Origin of the sequence: Corynebacterium bouchesdurhonense (assembly GCF_900078305.2) — a bacterium.
In the GTDB taxonomy this organism is placed as follows: Bacteria; Actinomycetota; Actinomycetes; order Mycobacteriales; family Mycobacteriaceae; genus Corynebacterium; species Corynebacterium bouchesdurhonense.
This window is the reverse complement of record NZ_LT546026.1, coordinates 160,115-178,378: the sequence shown is the minus strand read 5'-3', so window position 1 is coordinate 178,378 and position 18,264 is coordinate 160,115. Positions and strand designations below refer to the sequence as shown.

The following is an 18,264-nucleotide window of genomic DNA, read 5'->3' as shown; positions in this document are numbered from 1 at the left end:
ACACCATGGGCGCCGGCGCGCGGGCACCGGCGCGTCCGGCTACCGAACCGCGTTGGCGGCCGCCGCAGCCAGTTTGGCAAACTCCTGGCCGTCCAGCGAGGCGCCGCCGACCAGGCCGCCGTCCACGTCCGGCTCGGTGATTATCTCCGCCACCGTCTCGGTCTTCACGGAGCCGCCGTAGAGGATCCGGATCGCGTCCGCCGTCTCTTCCCCGGCGAGCTCACGGACCAGGCCGCGGATAGCGTGGCACACCTCCTGCGCGTCCGCCGCCGAGGCCACCTTGCCGGTGCCAATCGCCCACACCGGCTCGTAGGCGATTACGGTGCGGCCGAGCTCGTCGGCGCTCAGCCCCGCCAGCGACTCGCGGGTCTGCTCCACCACGTAGTCGACGTGGGTGCCGGCCTCGCGCACGTCGAGCGGCTCGCCGACGCACACGATCGGGCTGATGCCGTGCGCGAGCGCCTGCTTCGCCTTCGCCGCCACCAACTCGTTGGTCTCACCGTGGTACTCGCGTCGCTCCGAGTGGCCCACAACCACCCAGGTGCAGCCCAGCTTCTCTAGCATGGCCGCGGAGATCTCGCCGGTGTATGCACCGTTGTCGTGCGCGGAGACGTCCTGCGCGCCGTAGGTGATGGAGAGCTTATCGCCCTCCACCAGGGTTTGGACGGACCGGAGGTCGGTGAACGGCACGGTGAGGGCGATGTCCACGTACTCGTAGCCGTCCTTGGGAAAGGCGAAGGCCAGCCTCTGGGCCTGGGAAATCGCCTCGAGGTGGTCGAGGTTCATCTTCCAGTTACCCGCAATCAGCGGGGTTCGCGGGGTGCGTGCCATGGGTGCATCCACTCCTTTATGCTCGGGTGCTCGGTTGCTGGGGTGCTCGGGTATGTGCTTGGCAAGTGCGGTCCGCGCCTAGGCGGTGAGGACCGTTACGCCCGGTAGGTCCTTGCCCTCGATGAGTTCGAGGGAGGCGCCACCGCCGGTGGAGATGTGGGAGAAGCCGCCCTCATCCAGGCCGAGGGTGCGCACCGCCGCCGCGGAGTCGCCGCCGCCCACCACGGTGAAGGAGCCGTTGTCCGCGGTCGCGGCGATCATCGCCTCGGCGACCGCCTTGGTGCCGTCGGCGAAGTTCGGGAACTCGAACACGCCCATCGGTCCGTTCCAGAAGACGGTCTTGGAGTCCGCGATGGCCGACGCGTACTGCTTGGAGGTCTCCGGCCCGATGTCCAGGCCCATCCATCCCTCGGGGATCTCGTCTAGGCCCACCACCCGCTTCTCCGCGTCCTTGTCAAACTCCGGCGCGGCCGCGATGTCCACCGGCAAGAGCAGCTTGTCCCCGAAGCGCTCGATGAGCTCCTTGCAGGTGTCCACCATGTCCTCCTGCAGGAGGGACTTCTGCACGTTGTGGCCCTGGGCGGCGAGGAAGGTGAAGCACATGCCGCCGCCGATGATCACGCGATCGGCCTTCTCCGCCAGCGCCTCGATCACGCCCAGCTTGTCGGAAACCTTGGAACCGCCCAGCACCACCACGTACGGGTGCTCGGGCGCGTCCTTGACCTTGCCCAGGGTCTCCACCTCTTTCTCCACCAGGTAGCCGGCGTAGGCGGGCAGCTGCTTCGCCACGTCGTACACGGACGCCTGCGCGCGGTGGACCACACCGAAGCCGTCGGACACAAACGCGCCGTCGTCGGCGGCCAGGGCGGCGAGCTCGGCCGCGAACTCGGCGCGCGCTGCCTCGTCCTTTGAGGTCTCACGGGCGTCGAAGCGCACATTCTCCACCAGCATGATCTCGCCCTCGGTTAGGCCGTTGGCCCGCTCGTGCGCATCCTCGCCGGAAACGTCGCCCGCGAGCGCCACGAACTGGCCGAGGCGCTCGGACAGGGCCTCCGCCACCGGGGCCAGCGAGTACTTGCTGTTCACCTCGCCCTTTGGGCGCCCGAGGTGGGCCATGACGATCACCTTGGCGCCGCCGTCGATAAGCGCTTGCAACGTGGGCAGGGACGCGTCGATGCGCCCGGCGTCGGTGATGTTGCCGTCATCGTCCAACGGCACGTTGAAATCGGAACGGACGAGGATGTGGCGGCCGTCCACGCCCTCGTCGAGCAGCTGCTGCAGGGTCTTCGTTGCCATGGCGTCTCCTTCGCGTTTGGAAACGGGCCCGCGGCAGCGGCGCCGCGGGCCCGGGGTATGGGTTGGGTTAGAGGTTATCCGCAACGTGCTTGGTCATGCGCACGTACTGGGAGGTGTAGGACCACTCGTTGTCGTACCACGAGATGACCTTGACCAGGTTGCCGTCGATCACGCGGGTCATGCCGGCGTCGAAGATCGCGCCGTGGGAGTTGCCGATGATGTCGGAGGAGACGATCGGGTCCTCGGTGTACTCCAGCGCGGTGCCCAGGACCTCGTCCTGCACGGCGTTCTTCACGGCGGCGTTGACCTCGTCCACGGTCACGTCCTTGTTCAGCTCAACCGTCAGGTCGGTGGCGGAACCGGTGATCGTGGGCACGCGCATGGCAAAGCCGTCGAGCTTGCCCTCGAGCTGCGGCAGCACCAGCGACACGGCCTTCGCCGCGCCGGTAGTGGTGGGCACGATGTTCTGGGCGGCGGCGCGGGCGCGGCGCAGGTCCTTGTGCGGGGCGTCCTGGAGGCGCTGGTCGCCGGTGTAGGCGTGGATGGTGGTCATCAGGCCCGACTTGATACCGAAAGCCTCGTCCAGCACCTTGGCCACCGGGGCCAGCGAGTTGGTGGTGCAGGACGCGGCGGAAATGACGTTCTCGCTGCCCGTGTAGTCGAGGTGGTTCACGCCCCACACGTAGGTACCGTCCACGTGCTTGCCCGGTGCGGAGATGATGACCTTCTTCGCGCCCGCGTCCAAGTGCGCCTTCGCGTCGTTGCCGTCGGTGAAGCGGCCGGTGCAGTCGAGCACGATGTCCACGCCCGCGTCACCCCACGCGAGGTTGGCGGGGTCCTTCTCCTCGGTGACCTCGATGCGGCGGCCGTCCACGGAGATGGAGGTCTCGTCGGAGGTCACCTCGTGACCGAGCTGGCCGTACGCGGTGTCGTACTTCAGCAGGTGGGCAAGCGTTTCGTTGTCGGTGAGGTCATTGATTTTCACAACCTCGAGCTCACCCTGGTACTCCTCCAGGATGATGCGGAATGCCGAGCGACCGATGCGTCCAAATCCGTTGATGCCGATGCGGGTAGTCACGTCTAGTCTCCTTCTCGTCTACTGGTGCTTTCGGGGCCCAGTGTAGCGAGGCAGCCCACACAGCGCAGAGGCCGTTTTCGTGGAGCTCCCCACCTCACTCCTGCCCGTCCCCGCCTTCCGCGAGGGCGGCGTGGGTGTCCTCGATGCCGAGCTCCGCGGCGCGCTTGTCCGCCAGCGAGAGGAGGCGGCGGATCCGGCCCGCCACCGCGTCCTTGGTCATCTGCGGGTCCGCCAGCCTGCCCAGCTCCTCCAGCGAGGCGTGGCGGTGCTCAACGCGCAGGAACCCGGCCTCCGCCAGGTGCTCGGGCACCTCGTCGCCAAGGATCTCCAGCGCCCGCTCCACCCGCAGCGCGGCGCTGGCCGCCGCCTGGGCGGACCGTCGCGTGTTGGCGTCGTCGAACGTGGCCAGGCGCTGCCCCGGCTTCGCCCCGTACTGCTTGGACTCGCGCTTCTCGTCCCACTCGATGCGGGCGCGCGGCGCACCCATGCGGGAAAGCAGGATGCCAACTGTCTCCCCGTCGCGGATATACACCCGCTCGGTCCCGCGCGTCTCGCGGGTCTTCGCGGCCACACTCAGGCGGCGCGCAAGGCCAACCAGGGCCAGGGCGGCCTCCTCGCCGGGGCACGCGACCTCCAGCGAGGCGGTGCGGCTCGGCTCCGTGAGGCTGCCGCGGGCGAGGAAGGCGCCGCGCCACGCCGCTTCCACCACGGCCGCCGGGCCCGAGATGACCTGGCGGGGCATCCCCACCACGGCGTGGCCGGACGGGGTGACCAACCTCAGCTTGCGGATGACATCTTCCGCACCCTTGGCCACGACCACCTGGTAGCGCGTCTCCCGGCTCGCGCTGCCCGGCTCGATCACCTGGAGCGACGGGGGCACGTGGGTGATCTCCTCCACGAGCTCGACTAGCCATTCGGCCACCCTCCGCTCTGCGAAGTCGCAGGTGATGGTCACGCCCCGCGGGGTCGGCTCGATGACGCCGGCGAAGCGGATCATGGCGGTCGCCTCGGCCGCCCGCGCTTCCGCGCTCGGGCGCCGCGCGTCAAGCAACTCGTCCTTCACCTTCGCCGTCAGCGCCACCCTCGGTCCTTCCTTCGCGCACGATCCGTGTCCCGGGGCTGCGGCCGCCGGTTTGGGAGACAGTTTATCGTGAGCGTCGAAAAGCAAGCAGCGCGGCCGCAAGCTTCTCCGGGGAGTGCAGGTTCGACCCGCCGTCCGGGGACGTGGCGCGCACGTCAGCGAACTCGACGGTGGCGCCTACGCCCGCCGCGGCGCGCTCGAGGTTGCGGCGCTCGCCGTCGGTGATGCGGCGCGAGTTATCCGCCAGGAAGTAGTCCACGCGCAGCTCCGGGGCGTGCTGGCCCAGCACGTGGATGTGGCGCTCGGTGGTGAACCCGTGCGTCTCCCCCGTCTCCGGGGAGAGGTTGAGAATCACGGCGACCTGCGCCGGCGTCTCGTTGAGCGCGGCAACGATCTCGGGCATGAGCACGTGTGGGATCACCGAGGAGAACCACGAGCCCGGGCCGATGGTGACCAGGTCAGCCCCCAGGATGGCGGCCACGGCCTCGCCCGAGACCTCAGGCTCCCCGGGAAGCAGGCGCACGCGCCGCACCTCGCCCGGCGTCGTTGCCACCGCCACCTGCCCGCGCACGGAGCGCAGCACGCGCGGGTCATCGTCCAGGCCCGCTACGTCCGCCTCGATCTCCAACGGCTGCGGGCTGACCGGGATCACGCGGCCCACCGAGCCCGTCCAGCGCGCAACCGTGTCGAGCGCGCCCTGCATGTCCCCGCTCTCCTCAGCCAGGCCCGCCAGCAGCAGGTTTCCCACCGCATGCCCCGCCATCGCGCCGTTGCCGCCGAAGCGGTGCTGCAGGGTGGTCCGCCACAGCTCGCCCTCCGGAGAGTCCGCGGTGAGCGAGGCAAGCGCCATGCGCAGGTCCCCCGGGGGAACGATGTCGAGCTCGCGGCGCAGGCGCCCGGAGGAGCCGCCGTCATCGGCGACGGTGACCACCGCGTTGATAAAGCTGGCGCCCGCGACGCGCGCCGCCTGCAGCGTCTGGTAGAGGCCGTGGCCCCCGCCGAGGCTGGTCACAACGGGGCCGGTGGGTGTGGTGGGCTCGGTACGGCTCACGGGAAACCGCCTTTCTCATGCTGGGTGCGCGCCGCCGAGGCGCGAGGGGTGTTAGGAGCGCTCCAGGTCGCGGTGCAGGACGGTCACCTCGATGTTGCCTGGCTCGCGCAGGCGGCGGCCCAGCTCCTCCGCGATCGCCACCGAGCGATGGTGCCCGCCCGTGCAGCCGATGCCCACGGTGATGAAGTCCTTGCCCTCGTGGCGGTAGCCGCCGAGCGTGCCGCCTAAGAGGTTGACCACGTTGTCCACGAACTGCTCCGCCCCCGGCCGCGAGAGCACGTAATCAGACACGGGGCGGTCCACGCCCCGGAAGTCGCGCAGCTCCTCCACCCAGTACGGGTTCGGCAGGAAACGCACGTCGAGCACGAGATCCGCGTCGCGCGGTGAGCCGTGTTTGAATCCGAAGGACTCGATGGTGACGTGCTGGCGGTTGGCCGGCAGCTCGCCCACGGAGGCCTCCACCGCGCGGCGCAGGTCGTGCACCGACAGGTTCGACGTGTCGATGATCACGTCCGCCGTCATGCGCACCGGCTGCAGCTCTTCGCGCTCGCGTAAGATGCCGTCGGCAAGCGTCTGCGTACTCTGCAGCGGATGGGTCCTGCGCACGGAGTCGAAGCGGCGGATGAGCACGTCGTCGCGCGCCTCGAGGTAGAGGATGAACGGGTCGATGCCGCTGGCGCGGATCTGCTCCAGCACATCCGGCAGGGACGCGTTGAAGGCGTGGGCAGCGCGCACATCCGTGACCACGGCGAGTCGGTCTACCGGGCAGTCCTCCGCCGCCGCCATCTCCACCAGCTCGAGCGCGAGCCGCGGCGGCAGGTTCTGGGAGACGAAGTAGCCCTTGTCCTCGAACACCTTCGCGGCCGTGGACAGCCCGCCGCCGGAAAGGCCGGTGATGATGACGGGCCGGATCGTGCCGGGGGCGCCGGCGGCGTGGTCCAGTGGTTGCGCGTGCATGTGCGTCATCCTAACGAACCGCGCGCGGCGGCGGCACCCCCTCGCGCCGCCCTAATCTTCGGCGTGCAGGTGGTCGTACACCGTCTGCGCGAGCTTCGGGCCAACGCCCTTGACCTCCTGGATCTCCTCCACCGAGGCGGCCTTGATCTTCTTCACGCTGCCGAAGTGCTTCACTAGGTCGGTGCGGCGGGCGGGGCCGAGCCCGGGCACCGAGTCCAGCGCCGAGGCCCGCATCCGCTTTGAGCGCTGCTGGCGGTGGTAGGTGATGGCGAAGCGGTGCGCCTCGTCGCGGATCTGCTGCAGGAGGTACATGCCCTCCGAGTTGCGCGGGAGGATCACCGGCTCGTCGTCATCCGGCACCCACACCTCCTCGAGCCGCTTGGCCAGGCCTATGAGCTGCACGTCCACAATGCCGAGCTCGTCGAACACCGCCTGGGCTGCCGTGACCTGCGGCTTGCCGCCGTCCACGATGAACAGCTGCGGCGGGTACGCGAAGCGCTTGTTGCCGGTGGTTTCCACGTCCGCGGCTTCGTCGGCGAACATCATCTCGTCCGCCTCCTCGTCCGGGTTGGCCAGCTTGTCCTCGTTGTAGCGCTTGAAGCGCCGGCGCGTGATCTCGGCGATCGAGCCCACGTCGTCGGAACGGCCGTCGCCGGCGGCCTCCTTGACGCGGTAGCGGCGGTAGTCGTTCTTCTTGGGCAGGCCGTCCTCGAAGACCACCAGCGACGCCACCACATCGGTGCCCTGGATGTGGGAGATGTCGGTGCATTCGATGCGCAGCGGCGCCTCGTCCATGCCGAGGGCGTCCTGGATATCCTGCAGCGCCTGGGAGCGGGCGGTGAGGTCGCCCACCCGCTTGAGCTTGTGCTGGTGCAGCGCCTCCTTGGCGTTTTTGCTCACCGTCTCCATCAGCGCGCGCTTGTCGCCGCGCTGCGGCACGCGTATGTCCACCTGCGCCCCCTTGAGCTGGGTGAGCAGCTCGGTGACGTCGGAAAGCTCTGCGGGCAGCGTCTCCACGAGGATCTCGCGCGGCACCGGCACCGCCGGGCGCACCCGCGCGCGGGACTCCTGGTCCACGCCGCGGCGACGCACCTTGGATTCCCGCAGCCGGGCGTCCTCCTGCTCCTCCTGCTGCACGCGCTCCACGGCGTCGGAGTAGTACTGCACCAGGAAGTTCTGCATGAGCGTCGGCAGGGCGGGATCAGCCTGGCCCTCCTCCAAGCGCTCGGCGCTGCCCGGTTCGTCACCTGTCTTCTCCACCACCCAGCCGCGCTGGGAGCGGATGCGCCCATCGCGAACGTTGAAGATCTGCACGGCGGCCTCGAGCTCGTCGGTGGCGAAGGCGATCACGTCCGCGTCGGTGTCGGATGCCAGCACTACCGTCTGGCGTTCCATCACCTTGTTCACTGCGCCGAGGTCGTCGCGCAGCCGGGCCGCCTTTTCAAACTCGAGGTTATCGGCGGCCTCGTTCATCTGCTGCGTGATGCCGCGCACCAGCGGGTCGGAGCGCCCGGACATGAAGCCCATGAAGCCCTCCACGATCTCGTCGTACTCGCTCTCCGTGACCCGGCCGATGCAGGGGGCGGAGCACTTGTCTATGTAGCCGAGGAGGCAGGGGCGGCCGAGCTGCTCGTGGCGGTTGAACACGCCGTTTGAGCAGGTGCGGATGGGGAACACCCGGGTAAGCAGGTCGAGGGTCTCGCGCACCGCCCACGCGTGGGAGTACGGGCCGAAGTAGCGAACGCCCTTGCGCTTCGGGCCGCGGTAGAAGAAGGCGCGCGGGTACCGCTCCTTCACGCTCACCGCGAGCATCGGGTACGTCTTGTCGTCCCGGTACATCACGTTGAACCAGGGGTCGAAGCGCTTGATCCACGTGTACTCGAGCTGCAGCGCCTCCACCTCGCTGGAGACCACCGTCCACTCCACCGACGCGGCGGTGAACACCATCTGGCGGGTGCGCGGGTGCAGCGTGGCCGGCGGCTGGAAGTAGTTGTTCAGGCGGGCACGCAGGTTCTTCGCCTTGCCCACGTAGACGACGCGGCCGTTCGGGTCGCGGAACTTGTAGACGCCCGGCTCCGTGGGGATGGTGCCGGGCGCCGGGCGGTAATCCTTGGGGTTAGCCACGGGGTGCTGTGAGCTCCTAGCTGGGTTGGGGGATCCTAATCCTCGGGCATGTACTTCGCCTCGAGGTCGCGGAACTGGTCCACGGCCTCAAGGGCCCGCTCCTTGTCGCCGACGTGGATGGCCCACAGCGGCACGTACTCGAACTCCGGGAGCTCCAGGCGGGCGGTGCGGGAACCCTTGGGAAAGCTCAGGCCGTAGATGAGCACCCACGGGTAAAAGCGGGTGCCAATGAAGTTGGTCACCTGCACCCCGTCCTCGTTCGCGCGCACCCGCGGGCGGGTCAGCATCACCCAGGACACCGCGGAGATGAGCAGGCCCACGCCGATGAAGGCGAATTTGTCGATGCCGGTGATGGTCACGCCGGTGAACTCCACGTCCACCACGGCGGCCATGAAGATGTGCACCGCCATAACCACGGCGATCCAGATGAGCGCCACCCGCTTGAGGTGGGGCGAGCGGGCCTCGAACTCCCACGGCTTGGCGGAGGTGGCCGCGAACGGGTCGAGGGCGGTGAGGTAGGCCACCTCGCGGTCGGTGACCTTCCCCCCGGCCGCCCGGTTGTCCTGGTTCTGGTTTTCGCTCACGGTGGGCAAATCCTAGTCCTTCACCGGCAGTGACCGGACCTTGCGCAGCTCAGCGGCGGCGCTCAGGGCCGCGCGGGTGGCGGCGGCGCCCTTGTCTTCCTTCGCGTCCTCGCCGCCTGCGCGCTCGTAGGCCTGGTCCTCCTCCTCAACCGTGAGTACGCCGTTGCCCACCGGGGTCTCCTCGTCCAGGGCGATGCGGGTGAGACCGGCCGTCACCGAGTCGCAGACGTAGTCGAAGTGTGCGGTCTCCCCGCGGATCACGCAGCCGAGGGCCACCACCGCGTCGTAGCGCCTGGCGCAGGACTGGACCACCACCGGCAGCTCCAGCGCGCCGTCGACGTGGTAGATGTCTACCTTCGCGCCGAGCTCCTTCGCGGTGGCCGCGGCGCGCTCGGTGAGCGAGCCGACCACCGGTGCATTCCATCGCGTCGCCACAATGGCGAGCGTCAGCCCTTCGGCCCGTATCGGGTACTCCTCGGGGGCGCCGGTGGAGCTCATTCGATCATCCTCTTTCTGGTTCGGGTGCGCCCGGGCAAGCGGGGCACCGGGCGGATGGTCCCCCTAGTTTAATGGCTTAGTGGCCCGCCCCGGTGTGGCGGTCGTCCCACTCCCCCACCTGCCGCAAGTCATGGCCCATCCGGTCGCGCTTGGTGCGCAGGTACGCGATGTTGTCGTGGGAGGGCACCACCTCCACCCTGGCGCGGCCGAGGACCTGCGGGCCATAGCCGCCCAACGCCTCAACCTTGTGCGGGTTGTTGGACAGCACGGTGAAGGACGCGATGCCCAGGTCGGCGAGGATCTGTCCGGCTACGGAGTACTCGCGGGCGTCGATAGGCAACCCCTGCTCCAAGTTCGCGTCCACGGTGTCGCGGCCCTCGTCCTGGAGGCGGTAGGCCTCGAGCTTGGCAAGCAGGCCGATGCCGCGGCCCTCGTGGCCGCGGATGTAGACCACCACGCCGCGGCCGGCCTCCTGCACGCGGCGCATGGACTCGTGGAGCTGCGGGCCGCAATCGCAGCGACGCGACGCGAACACGTCGCCGGTCAGGCACTCGGAGTGGACACGCACGAGCACGTCCTCGCCGTCCGTCACGTCCCCCACCACAAGGGCGACGTGCTCGGAGCCGTCGACGTCGTTGCGGTAGCCCACCGCGCGGAACTCCCCGTACTCGGTGGGCAGGCGGGTCTCGGTGGCGCGGGTGACCACGCGACGCACCCGACGCAGGTGGTTGACCAGCTGCTCGATGGAGATCATGGGCAGCCCGTGCGCGTCGGCGAAGCGGCGCAGCTCATCAAAGCGCGCCATGTCAGTCGGGTCCTCCTCCGAGACGATCTCGCACAGCGCGCCAACCGGCCGCAGCCCCGCCAGCGCGGCCAGGTCCACGGCAGCCTCGGTGTGGCCGTTGCGGGCCAACACTCCGCCGAGGCGGGCGCGCAGCGGCACCACGTGGCCGGGGCGAGTGAAGTCCGCGGGCGCGGCCTCCGGGTCGGCGAGGCGCCGTATCGTCTCGGCGCGGGAGCGCGCAGAGATGCCCGTGGTGCCGGTGGCGGCGTCGACGGTCACCGCGTAGGCGGTGCCCCGGGCGTCCTCGTTGCGGGCCACCATTGGCGGCAGCTGGAGGCGGGTCGCGTCCCCGTCGCCCATGGACACGCAGATGTAGCCGGAGGTGTGGCGCACCATGAAGGCCACGAGCTCCGGCGTGGCCAGTTCGGCGGCGAAGATCAGGTCGCCCTCGTTCTCGCGGTCCTCGTCGTCGACCACCACCACGGCCCCGCCGCGGGCGATGGCGGCAACCGCATCCTCGACAGAATCCAGGCGCGAGAAATCATCCATGGGCGCCTACCTTAGCCCTGCACCATGTTCTCGACGTACTTGGCCACGATGTCCACCTCGAGGTTCACTACCTCCCCCGGCTCGAGTCGCCCCGCGGTGGTTTCGCGCAGGGTGGTGGGGATAAGCGAGACCTCGAACCAGTCTCCGCCCACCGCGGAGACGGTCAAGGAGGTGCCGTTGACCGCTATGGACCCCTTCTCCACCACGTAGCGCCGGAGCGTGCCGGGCAGGGTGAAGCGGAAGACCTCCCAGTGCTCGGACGGCGTGCGGGAGGAAAGCTCCGCCACCGCGTCCACGTGGCCCTGCACAATGTGCCCGCCGAGGCGCACGCCCGCGGCCAGGGCGCGCTCGAGGTTCACCCGCGTTCCCGCAGCGTACGAGGCGACGCGGGAGCGGTCGATGGTCTCGCGCATCACGTCCGCGGTGAACTCGCCGCCCCCCACCTCGACAACGGTCAGGCACACGCCGTCCACCGCGATGGAGTCGCCGGGCCGCGCGTCGGATGTCACCAGCGGGGCGCGCACGGTGAGCCGGAGGGCGTCTTCGAGGGGCTCAAGCTTGACGACGCTCCCCTGCTCCTCAACCAACCCAGTAAACACCGCACATCACGCCTTCCGTCTCATCTCAAACAACACGTCTTCACCCACCAGCTCCACGCGCGCCGGCGCGAAGCGGCGGGCGTCTGCAATGGTGCCCGCCACCGCCCCGGCGAGCACGCCCCGCCCCGCACCAAGGAACGCCGGAGCGGTGTAGGCCTGCACGAAATCCACCAGGTCCGCCTCCAAAAAGGAGCGCGCGAGCTCGGCACCGCCCTCCACGAGCACGTCGCGCGCGCCGGTGTCCCACAGCTCCCGCAGCGCGGTCTGGGGGTCCGGGTACTGTTCGTAGCCCAGCTCCGCGAGGTTACCGGGCGGCACGGGGCGCGAGCCGATCACCACGCGCCGCGGCTGCGTTGGGTAGGGCGAACCGTCGGGCCGCCGCGCGGTGAGCGAGGGGTTGTCGGCGATCGCGGTGCCGGTGCCCACGATGATCGCGTCGCGCCTCGCGCGGTCCCGGTGCACCCGCTCGCGGGCCACGGGGCCGGTGATCCACTGGCTGGTGCCGTCCGCGGCGGCGGTGAAGCCGTCTGCGGTGGCGGCGTACTTCCAGGTCACCGCTGGGCGGCCTAGGCGCACCGCCGCCAGCCACGGCTCGAGCGCCGCTACTGGCGCAGCGAGGTGGCGTACCGCCACGCCGCGCCCGCGCAGGTATTCGGCGCCGCCCGCGGCCACCGGGTTGGGATCCGCGGCGAGGTACACCACCTCCGCCACGCCCGCGCGCGCGAGCGCCTCGGCGCAGGGGCCGGTGCGGCCGGTGTGGTTGCAGGGCTCGAGCGTCACCACCGCTGTCGCACCGCGGGCCCTCTCGCCCGCGACGGCGAGCGCGGCCGCTTCGGCGTGCGGCCCGCCGGCCGGGTGGGTGCCGGCGGAAGCAATCAGCTCCCCGCCGGGCCCGACAATGGCGCAGCCCACCGGCGGGTTCGGCGAGGTGGTGCCGCGCACCCGCTCGCCTTCTGCGACGGCCGTCCTCAGGGCGTCGACAAGCAAGTGCTCACTGATCCCCCGCTGCCTCCCGCGCGAGCGCGCGCAGGCGCTCCACGGCCTCGGCCGGGTTGGAGGCGCCGAAAACGGCGCTGCCGGCCACGAAAGCGTCCACGCCCGCCTCGGCCGCCTGGGCGATGGTGGCTTCGGCGATGCCGCCGTCGATGCCGATCACGGTGCTCGTGCCCTGCTCGCGGATCGCGTCGCGCAGCCGCATGACCTTCCCCAGCACCTCCGGCATGAACTTCTGGCCGCCAAAGCCCGGCTCCACGCTCATCACCAGCACCTCGTCGAAGTGCTCGAGGTGGTCCAGGTAGGGCTCCACCGCGGTGGCGGGTTTGATGGCGATGCCGGACTGCACGCCCAGCTCGCGGCACCGCTTCGCCGCCGCCACCGGGTCCGCCACGGCCTCAGCGTGGAACACGAGGCGGTCCCCGCCGGCGAGCGCGTACGTCTCAAACCAGCGCTCGGGCTCCTCGATCATCAGGTGCATGTCCAGGAACTGCTCCGTCACGCCGTTGACGGCGCTGGTCACGTCCGGGCCGAACGAGAGGTTAGGCACAAAGTGGCCGTCCATGATGTCCACGTGCAATAGGTCCGCGTTGCCCACCTTCCGCACGTCCTCGCCCAGGGCGGCGTAGTTGGCGGCGAGGATGGACGGCGCAATTTGAATCATGGTGCCCAACCCTAGCTCGCCGGCAGCTTGCGGAGCACGGCGAAGAACATCGCGTCGGTGCCGTGGCGGTGCGGCCACATCTGCACGCTGGGGCCCGCGCCCACGTCCGCCATTGCGCCGACGTACTCGCGCGCGTCGAGCTCCTCGACGCCCCCAAGCGCCTTTTGCTTATCGACGATCCCCCTTGTCTCCCGCACATCCGGACTGCATGTGGAGTACACCACCACCCCGCCTGGGCGGGCGAGCCGCACGGCGGAATCCAGCAGCTCGGCCTGCAGCTGGTTGAGCTCGGCGATGTCCCCCTCGCGCTTCACCCACCGAGCCTCGGGTCGGCGGCGCAGCGCGCCCAGGCCGGAGCACGGCGCGTCCACCAGCACGCGGTCGAAGCTGGCCTCCGGGAAGCCGGGATCGCGCCCGTCCGCCACCTTCACCCGCACCGGCAGGTCGCGGACCGCCCCCCGGATCAGCTCGGCGCGGTGCGGCGCGACCTCCACGGCGTCCACGGTCGCGCCGTCGATGGCGGCCAGGGAGCCCAGCAGGGCAGCCTTACCGCCCGGACCGGCGCACAGGTCCAGCCAGCGGCCTTGATCCGCCTCGACGGGGACCTCGGCGAGCGCGCGGGCGATGAGCTGCGAGCCCTCGTCCTGCACCCCGGCCAGGCCGTCGCGGACCTCCTGCAGCTGGCCCGGGTCGCCCTCCTGGAGGTACACCGCGTACGGGGAGTAGGCGCCCTCCTCCCCGCCGGTGGTCAGGGCCAGCTCCTCCGCGGTGATCTCGCCCGGGCGCGCAACCAGGTGCACGATCGGGCGGGCCGAATCCGCCTCCAGCGCCGCCTCGAGCTCCGCCTCCGCCCGCTCGCCGAGCGCCGCCGCAAAGCTCGCGGCGATCCACTCCGGGTGGGCGTGGCGGAACGCGAGCGCGCCGAGCTCGGTAGGCGGCGCGAGGCGCTCGATCCACGCCTCCGCCGGCGTGCGGGAGATGGATCGCAGCACACCGTTGGCAAAGCCCTTCGCGCGCTCCTGACCCGCCGCCTCCACGAGGCGCACCGACGTGTCCACTGCCGCGTGGTCCTCCACCCGGGTGTAGAGCAGCTGGTACGCGCCGAGGCGCAGCGCAGCGAGCACCTCCGGGGCGATCTGGTCTAGCGGGCGCGACGAGTTCTCGGCGATGACCGCGTCCAGCACGCCGAGGCTGCGCAGCGTGCCGTAGGTCAGCTCGGTGGCGAACGCCGCGTCGCGGCCCTTGATACGCCGCTCCTTCAGGAGACCCGGCAGGGTGAGGTTGGCAAAGGCGCCGTCGCGGCCCACCCGCAGCACCACCTCGAAGGCGGCCTCGCGGGGGGCGTCGCCGATGGACGCCGGGCGGCCCTTCACGCTGTAGCGGCGCTGGGATTTCGGGGCGTTCGAAGCGCTCTGCTGCCCGCTCTGCTGCCCGCGGGGCTGCTCGCGCGGCTGCTCACGCCGGCCCTGCGCCCTGGATCTGAATCCGCCGCTCACTCGAACACCACCCCGTTGACCGTCTTCTCTGCACTATTCTCTTCAGTCTCCGCCGGCTTTAGCCCGCGCGCCCAATCGGCCGCATCCATCTGCTTCTTGCCGGGGGGCTGGATGCGCCCCAGGATCACATCGCCCGAGCCGGTGCCCACGCGCACCTCGCGCTTGCCGGCGCGCACCTCGCCCGGCGCGAGCGGTTCCCCGTCCGGTTCGGCGGGGCTGACTGGGCCGAGCTTGACCCGCTCGCCGCCAAGGGTGGTCCACGCGCCGGGCGCGGGGGTGTAGGCGCGGATGGCGCGGTCGATCTCTACCGCGGGCGCGTCCCAGCGCACCCGCGCCTCCTCGGGCGTGATCTTGGGTGCGTAGGAGCCGTCCTCCGGCTGCGGCTCGGGCTGCGCGCTGCCAGTTTCAAGGTCGTCCATGGTCTCCGCCAAGAGGTCCGCGCCCCGGTGGGCAAGGCGGGTGAGCAGGTCGTCGGCCGTGTCCGCTGGCCCGATCTCCTCGGTGATGCGACCCAGGACGTCGCCGGTGTCCAGGCCCTTGTCGATGCGGAAGGTGGTCGCGCCCGTCACCGTGTCGCCGGCGCGGATGGCCGCCTGCACCGGCGCCGCGCCGCGCCACTGCGGCAGCAGCGAGAAGTGGAGGTTGACCCAGCCGTGGGCGGGGATGCCCAGCATCGACTCGGGTACGAGGTTGCCGTACGCCACCACCGGGATACAGTCGGGCGCGAGTTCGGTGAGGCGCTGCGCGGCGGCGTCGTCAAGCGAAAGGCGCTCTGGCGCGAGCACCTCGATGCCGTGCTCGAGGGCGACCTCTTTCACCGGGGACGGGTGCAGGGTGCGCCCGCGGCCCTTGCGGGCGTCGGGGCGGGTGAGCACCGCCACCACCTCGTGCTCCGATTCGATGAGGCGCCGCAACGCTACGGCGGCGGGTTCGGGCGTGCCGGCGAACACTAGTCGCACAGTAATTCTCTCCTTCACTGTCGGGCGCCTACGGGCGCTGGAACCAGTCCGCGGCGCGGATCGCGGCCATGGCCGCCTTGCGGTCCTGCGGTTCCATCCGTGCAAGGAACAGTACCCCGTCCACGTGGTCGGTTTCGTGCTGGATGCACCGCGCGAGCAGGCCGCTGGCGCGGATCGTCACCGCCCTGCCGTCCGCGTCAGCGCCGCTGGCCAGCACGTCGGCGTGGCGGGGCACCGGGGCGCGGACCCCGGGGATGGACAGGCAGCCCTCCGCGCCGGTCTGTGTTGCCTGGCCCAGCGGGCGCCACACGGGGTTAACCAGCGCGCCGCGCATACCCTGGCAGTCGAAGACGAAGACGCGCCGGGCCACGCCGATCTGGTTGGCCGCTAGCCCCACGCCGCCGGCGGCGGCCATCGTGTCGAACATGTCGCGCACCAGCGACGCAAGCTGGGTATCGAAGCGCGCCACCGGGGCGGCGGCGGAGTTGAGGATCGGGTCTCCGAAATAGCGGAGGGGACGCGTGGCCATGCCGGCCAAGTGTAGTGGGCCGCCTGTGGGCAGCCGGAGTGCTACCCGGCGCTACCCCACGTCCACGGGGTTGACCTGCACCCGTAGCGGGAGCTCCTGCTTGCGCGCTCCGCGCCGCACCAACCCGGCGCGCAGCGCGGCGCCGAGCTGGCTGCGCCCGGCCAGGGGCGAGCGCACCAGCATGCGCTGGGCGGGGCCGAAGCGTGCGCGGTCCCACTCCCCTGGCAAGGCGGCGCCGGGGGGCAGGTCGACCGGACCGAGCAGCTCGGCGTGCTCGGGGAGGTCGGTGTGGGCGAAGAAGTCGTCGAGGGCGGCGCGGGGTGCGTCAACAAGCGCGAGGTGCACAGCGGGCGGGAAGTGCGCATCGCGGCGCTGTTCCAGCTCCAGCGCGGCGAACCCGGGCACGTCCCAGCGGATAAGGTGCTGCACCGCGGGGATGGCCGGGTCCGCGACCACCACCACGTCCCCGCCCGCGCTCATCGGTGCCACGAGGGTCGCCGCGGCCAACCAAGCGGCAAAGGTGTCCTCCACCGCGCGCAAGTCGGGCCGCTGCAGCAGCGCCCACGTGTCCAGCAGGACCGCCGCGCCGTACGCGCCGCCGTGAACCGCGGGCTCGGCGCCGGGCGTGGCCACCACGATGGCCGGCGCGGCGGGCACGGTATCTCGCACCCGCTCGCCCCAGGAGGTGACCACCCGGTGCTTCGGAAACGCCCGCCCCAACTCCTCGGCGGTGCGCTCGGTGCCGAGCACCACCGCCCGGATGCGGTGCGAGCCGCACACGGGGCACACGTGCTTAGGGTCCATCCGCCCGCACCAGCGGCAGGTGGGCGCGGCCGCGTCCCCGCCCGCCGGCAGCCCTAGCGGGCCGTTGCACCAGCGGCACCGGGCCGGCGCCCGGCAATTGCCGCACGCCAGCGCCTGCACGTAGCCGGTGCGGGGCACCTGGAACAGCACCGGCGAGCCCGCCTCCAGCGCTCTAGTCGCCGCGGCGAACGCCGCCGACGGGATACGCGCCTGGCGGGCTCGGGGATCGCGCTCCAGCTCGAAGTCGGAGTCACCCGCGGCGTGGATGTGCGGGGCGCGGGCGCGCAACGCCTCCCGCGGCGCCGTGAGGCTGTGCATCCACCCGGACTCGACCAGTAGCTGAGTCTCGGCGGTGCGCGCGTGGCCGCCGATGATCAGGGAGGCGTGCTCGATCGCAGAGCGGGTGGTGCACACCTCGCGCGCATGGAAGTACGGCGCACGGGGGTCCACCAGGCTGTCGTCCCCGTCGTGCATCACCACCACCAGCCGCAGGTCCCGCAGCGGGGCGAACGCCGCGGAGCGGGTGCCCACCACGATGCGGGCCTGGCCGTGCAGCACTGACAAGTAGCGGGAGTAGCGCGCCTGGGGTCCCTGCGACGCGGTAAGCGTGACCACCTGCTTCGCGGCCACGTGCTCGCGCAGCGCCGCCTCCATCCGGTCCACGTCGCGCTGGTCCGGCACCACGATCAGCGCCGAGGACCCGCCGAGCGCCACCTTCACCGCCAACGCCGCCAGCGCCGCCGCCCAGTCGTCCCCCGGAGCGACCTGCCACGCCGCCCTCGCCAGCTTGCCCGCCAGCACCGCGTCCACGAAGGATTCCCCGTGCTGGTAGGCGCTCCACGCGGAAAGGTCCGGCTCGGCCACCTCGCCCAGCTCCGGCCAGGCGGTTGTGGTGTCCGACTCCTCGGCCTTTGCGTGGCGCGCCGGGATCGCGGCTTTGTAGAGGTCCGGTCTGGATCCGGCGTAGCGCTGCGCGAGTGCGTCGACAAGCAGGCGGAGCTGCTCCGGCGCAACCACCTCCGGTGAGATAACGCGCTCGATATAGCGCAGCTTGCCCCCGTGGGCGGACTCCGAGACGCGCTCGAGCACGATCGCGTCCACCAACCGCCCGGCGAAGCGGACACGCACGCGCACCCCGGGTTGCGCCGCCTCCGAGTCCGCCTCGGTGACCAGGTAGTCAAACGGCCGGTCCAGGTGCGCCGGGCCCAGCATCGGCAGCACGCGGACAACCGGGAGCGCGGCGGCCTGGGCGTTGGACATGGCCGTGGATTCTAGCCCAGCCGCCCCACACGGCCGGGCGGGAGCCGCACGGGTAGCATAGTTTGACGGAAAAGCGCATACTGCCTGCGGACGATCGCGGCATTGCAGCCCACCGCCGCCCACCGCC

At 70.9% G+C, this 18,264-nt stretch carries 17 protein-coding genes; all 17 read right to left on the bottom strand.

What is annotated here, in order from left to right; all coding sequences use genetic code 11:
* Positions 1-39: 39 nt before the first annotated feature.
* Positions 40-831 carry a triose-phosphate isomerase gene (tpiA, locus tag BN4252_RS03005; RefSeq protein WP_066525369.1) on the bottom strand — a complete coding sequence of 264 codons (792 nt, stop codon included), beginning with the start codon at positions 829-831 and terminating at the stop codon, positions 40-42.
* 78 nt (positions 832-909) lie between these two features.
* A complete protein-coding gene (locus BN4252_RS03000) occupies positions 910-2,127 on the bottom strand; it encodes a phosphoglycerate kinase (protein WP_066525362.1) in 1,218 nt (405 codons plus the stop codon).
* 67 nt (positions 2,128-2,194) lie between these two features.
* A complete protein-coding gene (gene gap / locus BN4252_RS02995) occupies positions 2,195-3,205 on the bottom strand; it encodes a type I glyceraldehyde-3-phosphate dehydrogenase (RefSeq protein ID WP_066525360.1) in 1,011 nt (336 codons plus the stop codon).
* Positions 3,206-3,299: 94 nt separating this feature from the next.
* A complete protein-coding gene (whiA, locus tag BN4252_RS02990; RefSeq protein ID WP_066525356.1) occupies positions 3,300-4,286 on the bottom strand; it encodes a DNA-binding protein WhiA in 987 nt (328 codons plus the stop codon).
* A 64-nt stretch (positions 4,287-4,350) separates the two neighbouring features.
* Positions 4,351-5,337: a gluconeogenesis factor YvcK family protein gene (locus BN4252_RS02985; protein WP_066525350.1), complete on the bottom strand. Its 987-nt coding sequence runs from the start codon at positions 5,335-5,337 to the stop codon at positions 4,351-4,353.
* A gap of 51 nt (positions 5,338-5,388) precedes the next feature.
* On the bottom strand, positions 5,389-6,303 hold the full coding sequence (rapZ, locus tag BN4252_RS02980) for an RNase adapter RapZ (protein WP_078056735.1): 915 nt from the start codon (positions 6,301-6,303) through the stop codon (positions 5,389-5,391).
* A gap of 42 nt (positions 6,304-6,345) precedes the next feature.
* On the bottom strand, positions 6,346-8,418 hold the full coding sequence (gene uvrC / locus BN4252_RS02975; protein ID WP_066525336.1) for an excinuclease ABC subunit UvrC: 2,073 nt from the start codon (positions 8,416-8,418) through the stop codon (positions 6,346-6,348).
* Between the two features lie 35 nt (positions 8,419-8,453).
* Positions 8,454-9,002 carry a PH domain-containing protein gene (locus BN4252_RS02970; protein WP_066525330.1) on the bottom strand — a complete coding sequence of 183 codons (549 nt, stop codon included), beginning with the start codon at positions 9,000-9,002 and terminating at the stop codon, positions 8,454-8,456.
* A gap of 12 nt (positions 9,003-9,014) precedes the next feature.
* Complete coding sequence (ribH, locus tag BN4252_RS02965) at positions 9,015-9,500, bottom strand: 6,7-dimethyl-8-ribityllumazine synthase (protein ID WP_066525324.1); 486 nt, start codon at positions 9,498-9,500, stop codon at positions 9,015-9,017.
* Between the two features lie 76 nt (positions 9,501-9,576).
* Positions 9,577-10,833 carry a bifunctional 3,4-dihydroxy-2-butanone-4-phosphate synthase/GTP cyclohydrolase II gene (locus tag BN4252_RS02960; RefSeq protein WP_066525321.1) on the bottom strand — a complete coding sequence of 419 codons (1,257 nt, stop codon included), beginning with the start codon at positions 10,831-10,833 and terminating at the stop codon, positions 9,577-9,579.
* A gap of 11 nt (positions 10,834-10,844) precedes the next feature.
* On the bottom strand, positions 10,845-11,432 hold the full coding sequence (locus tag BN4252_RS02955) for a riboflavin synthase (protein ID WP_066525318.1): 588 nt from the start codon (positions 11,430-11,432) through the stop codon (positions 10,845-10,847).
* A gap of 6 nt (positions 11,433-11,438) precedes the next feature.
* Positions 11,439-12,404: a bifunctional diaminohydroxyphosphoribosylaminopyrimidine deaminase/5-amino-6-(5-phosphoribosylamino)uracil reductase RibD gene (gene ribD, locus BN4252_RS02950; protein WP_096877758.1), complete on the bottom strand. Its 966-nt coding sequence runs from the start codon at positions 12,402-12,404 to the stop codon at positions 11,439-11,441.
* A 19-nt stretch (positions 12,405-12,423) separates the two neighbouring features.
* Positions 12,424-13,089, bottom strand: coding sequence for a ribulose-phosphate 3-epimerase (gene rpe / locus BN4252_RS02945; RefSeq protein WP_066525303.1), 666 nt, complete (start codon positions 13,087-13,089; stop codon positions 12,424-12,426).
* 11 nt (positions 13,090-13,100) lie between these two features.
* On the bottom strand, positions 13,101-14,585 hold the full coding sequence (locus BN4252_RS02940; protein WP_066525292.1) for an RsmB/NOP family class I SAM-dependent RNA methyltransferase: 1,485 nt from the start codon (positions 14,583-14,585) through the stop codon (positions 13,101-13,103).
* Positions 14,582-15,544, bottom strand: a complete 963-nt coding sequence (gene fmt, locus BN4252_RS02935) for a methionyl-tRNA formyltransferase (RefSeq protein ID WP_066525285.1) — start codon at positions 15,542-15,544, stop codon at positions 14,582-14,584. The genes BN4252_RS02940 and fmt overlap by 4 nt, the downstream gene beginning before the upstream one ends.
* Before the next feature lie 28 nt (positions 15,545-15,572).
* On the bottom strand, positions 15,573-16,073 hold the full coding sequence (def, locus tag BN4252_RS02930; RefSeq protein WP_066525284.1) for a peptide deformylase: 501 nt from the start codon (positions 16,071-16,073) through the stop codon (positions 15,573-15,575).
* Positions 16,074-16,124: 51 nt separating this feature from the next.
* The gene (locus BN4252_RS02925) at positions 16,125-18,137 is read right to left on the bottom strand and encodes a primosomal protein N' (RefSeq protein ID WP_066525275.1); all 2,013 of its coding nucleotides are present in this window, start codon (positions 18,135-18,137) and stop codon (positions 16,125-16,127) included.
* Positions 18,138-18,264 lie beyond the last annotated feature (127 nt).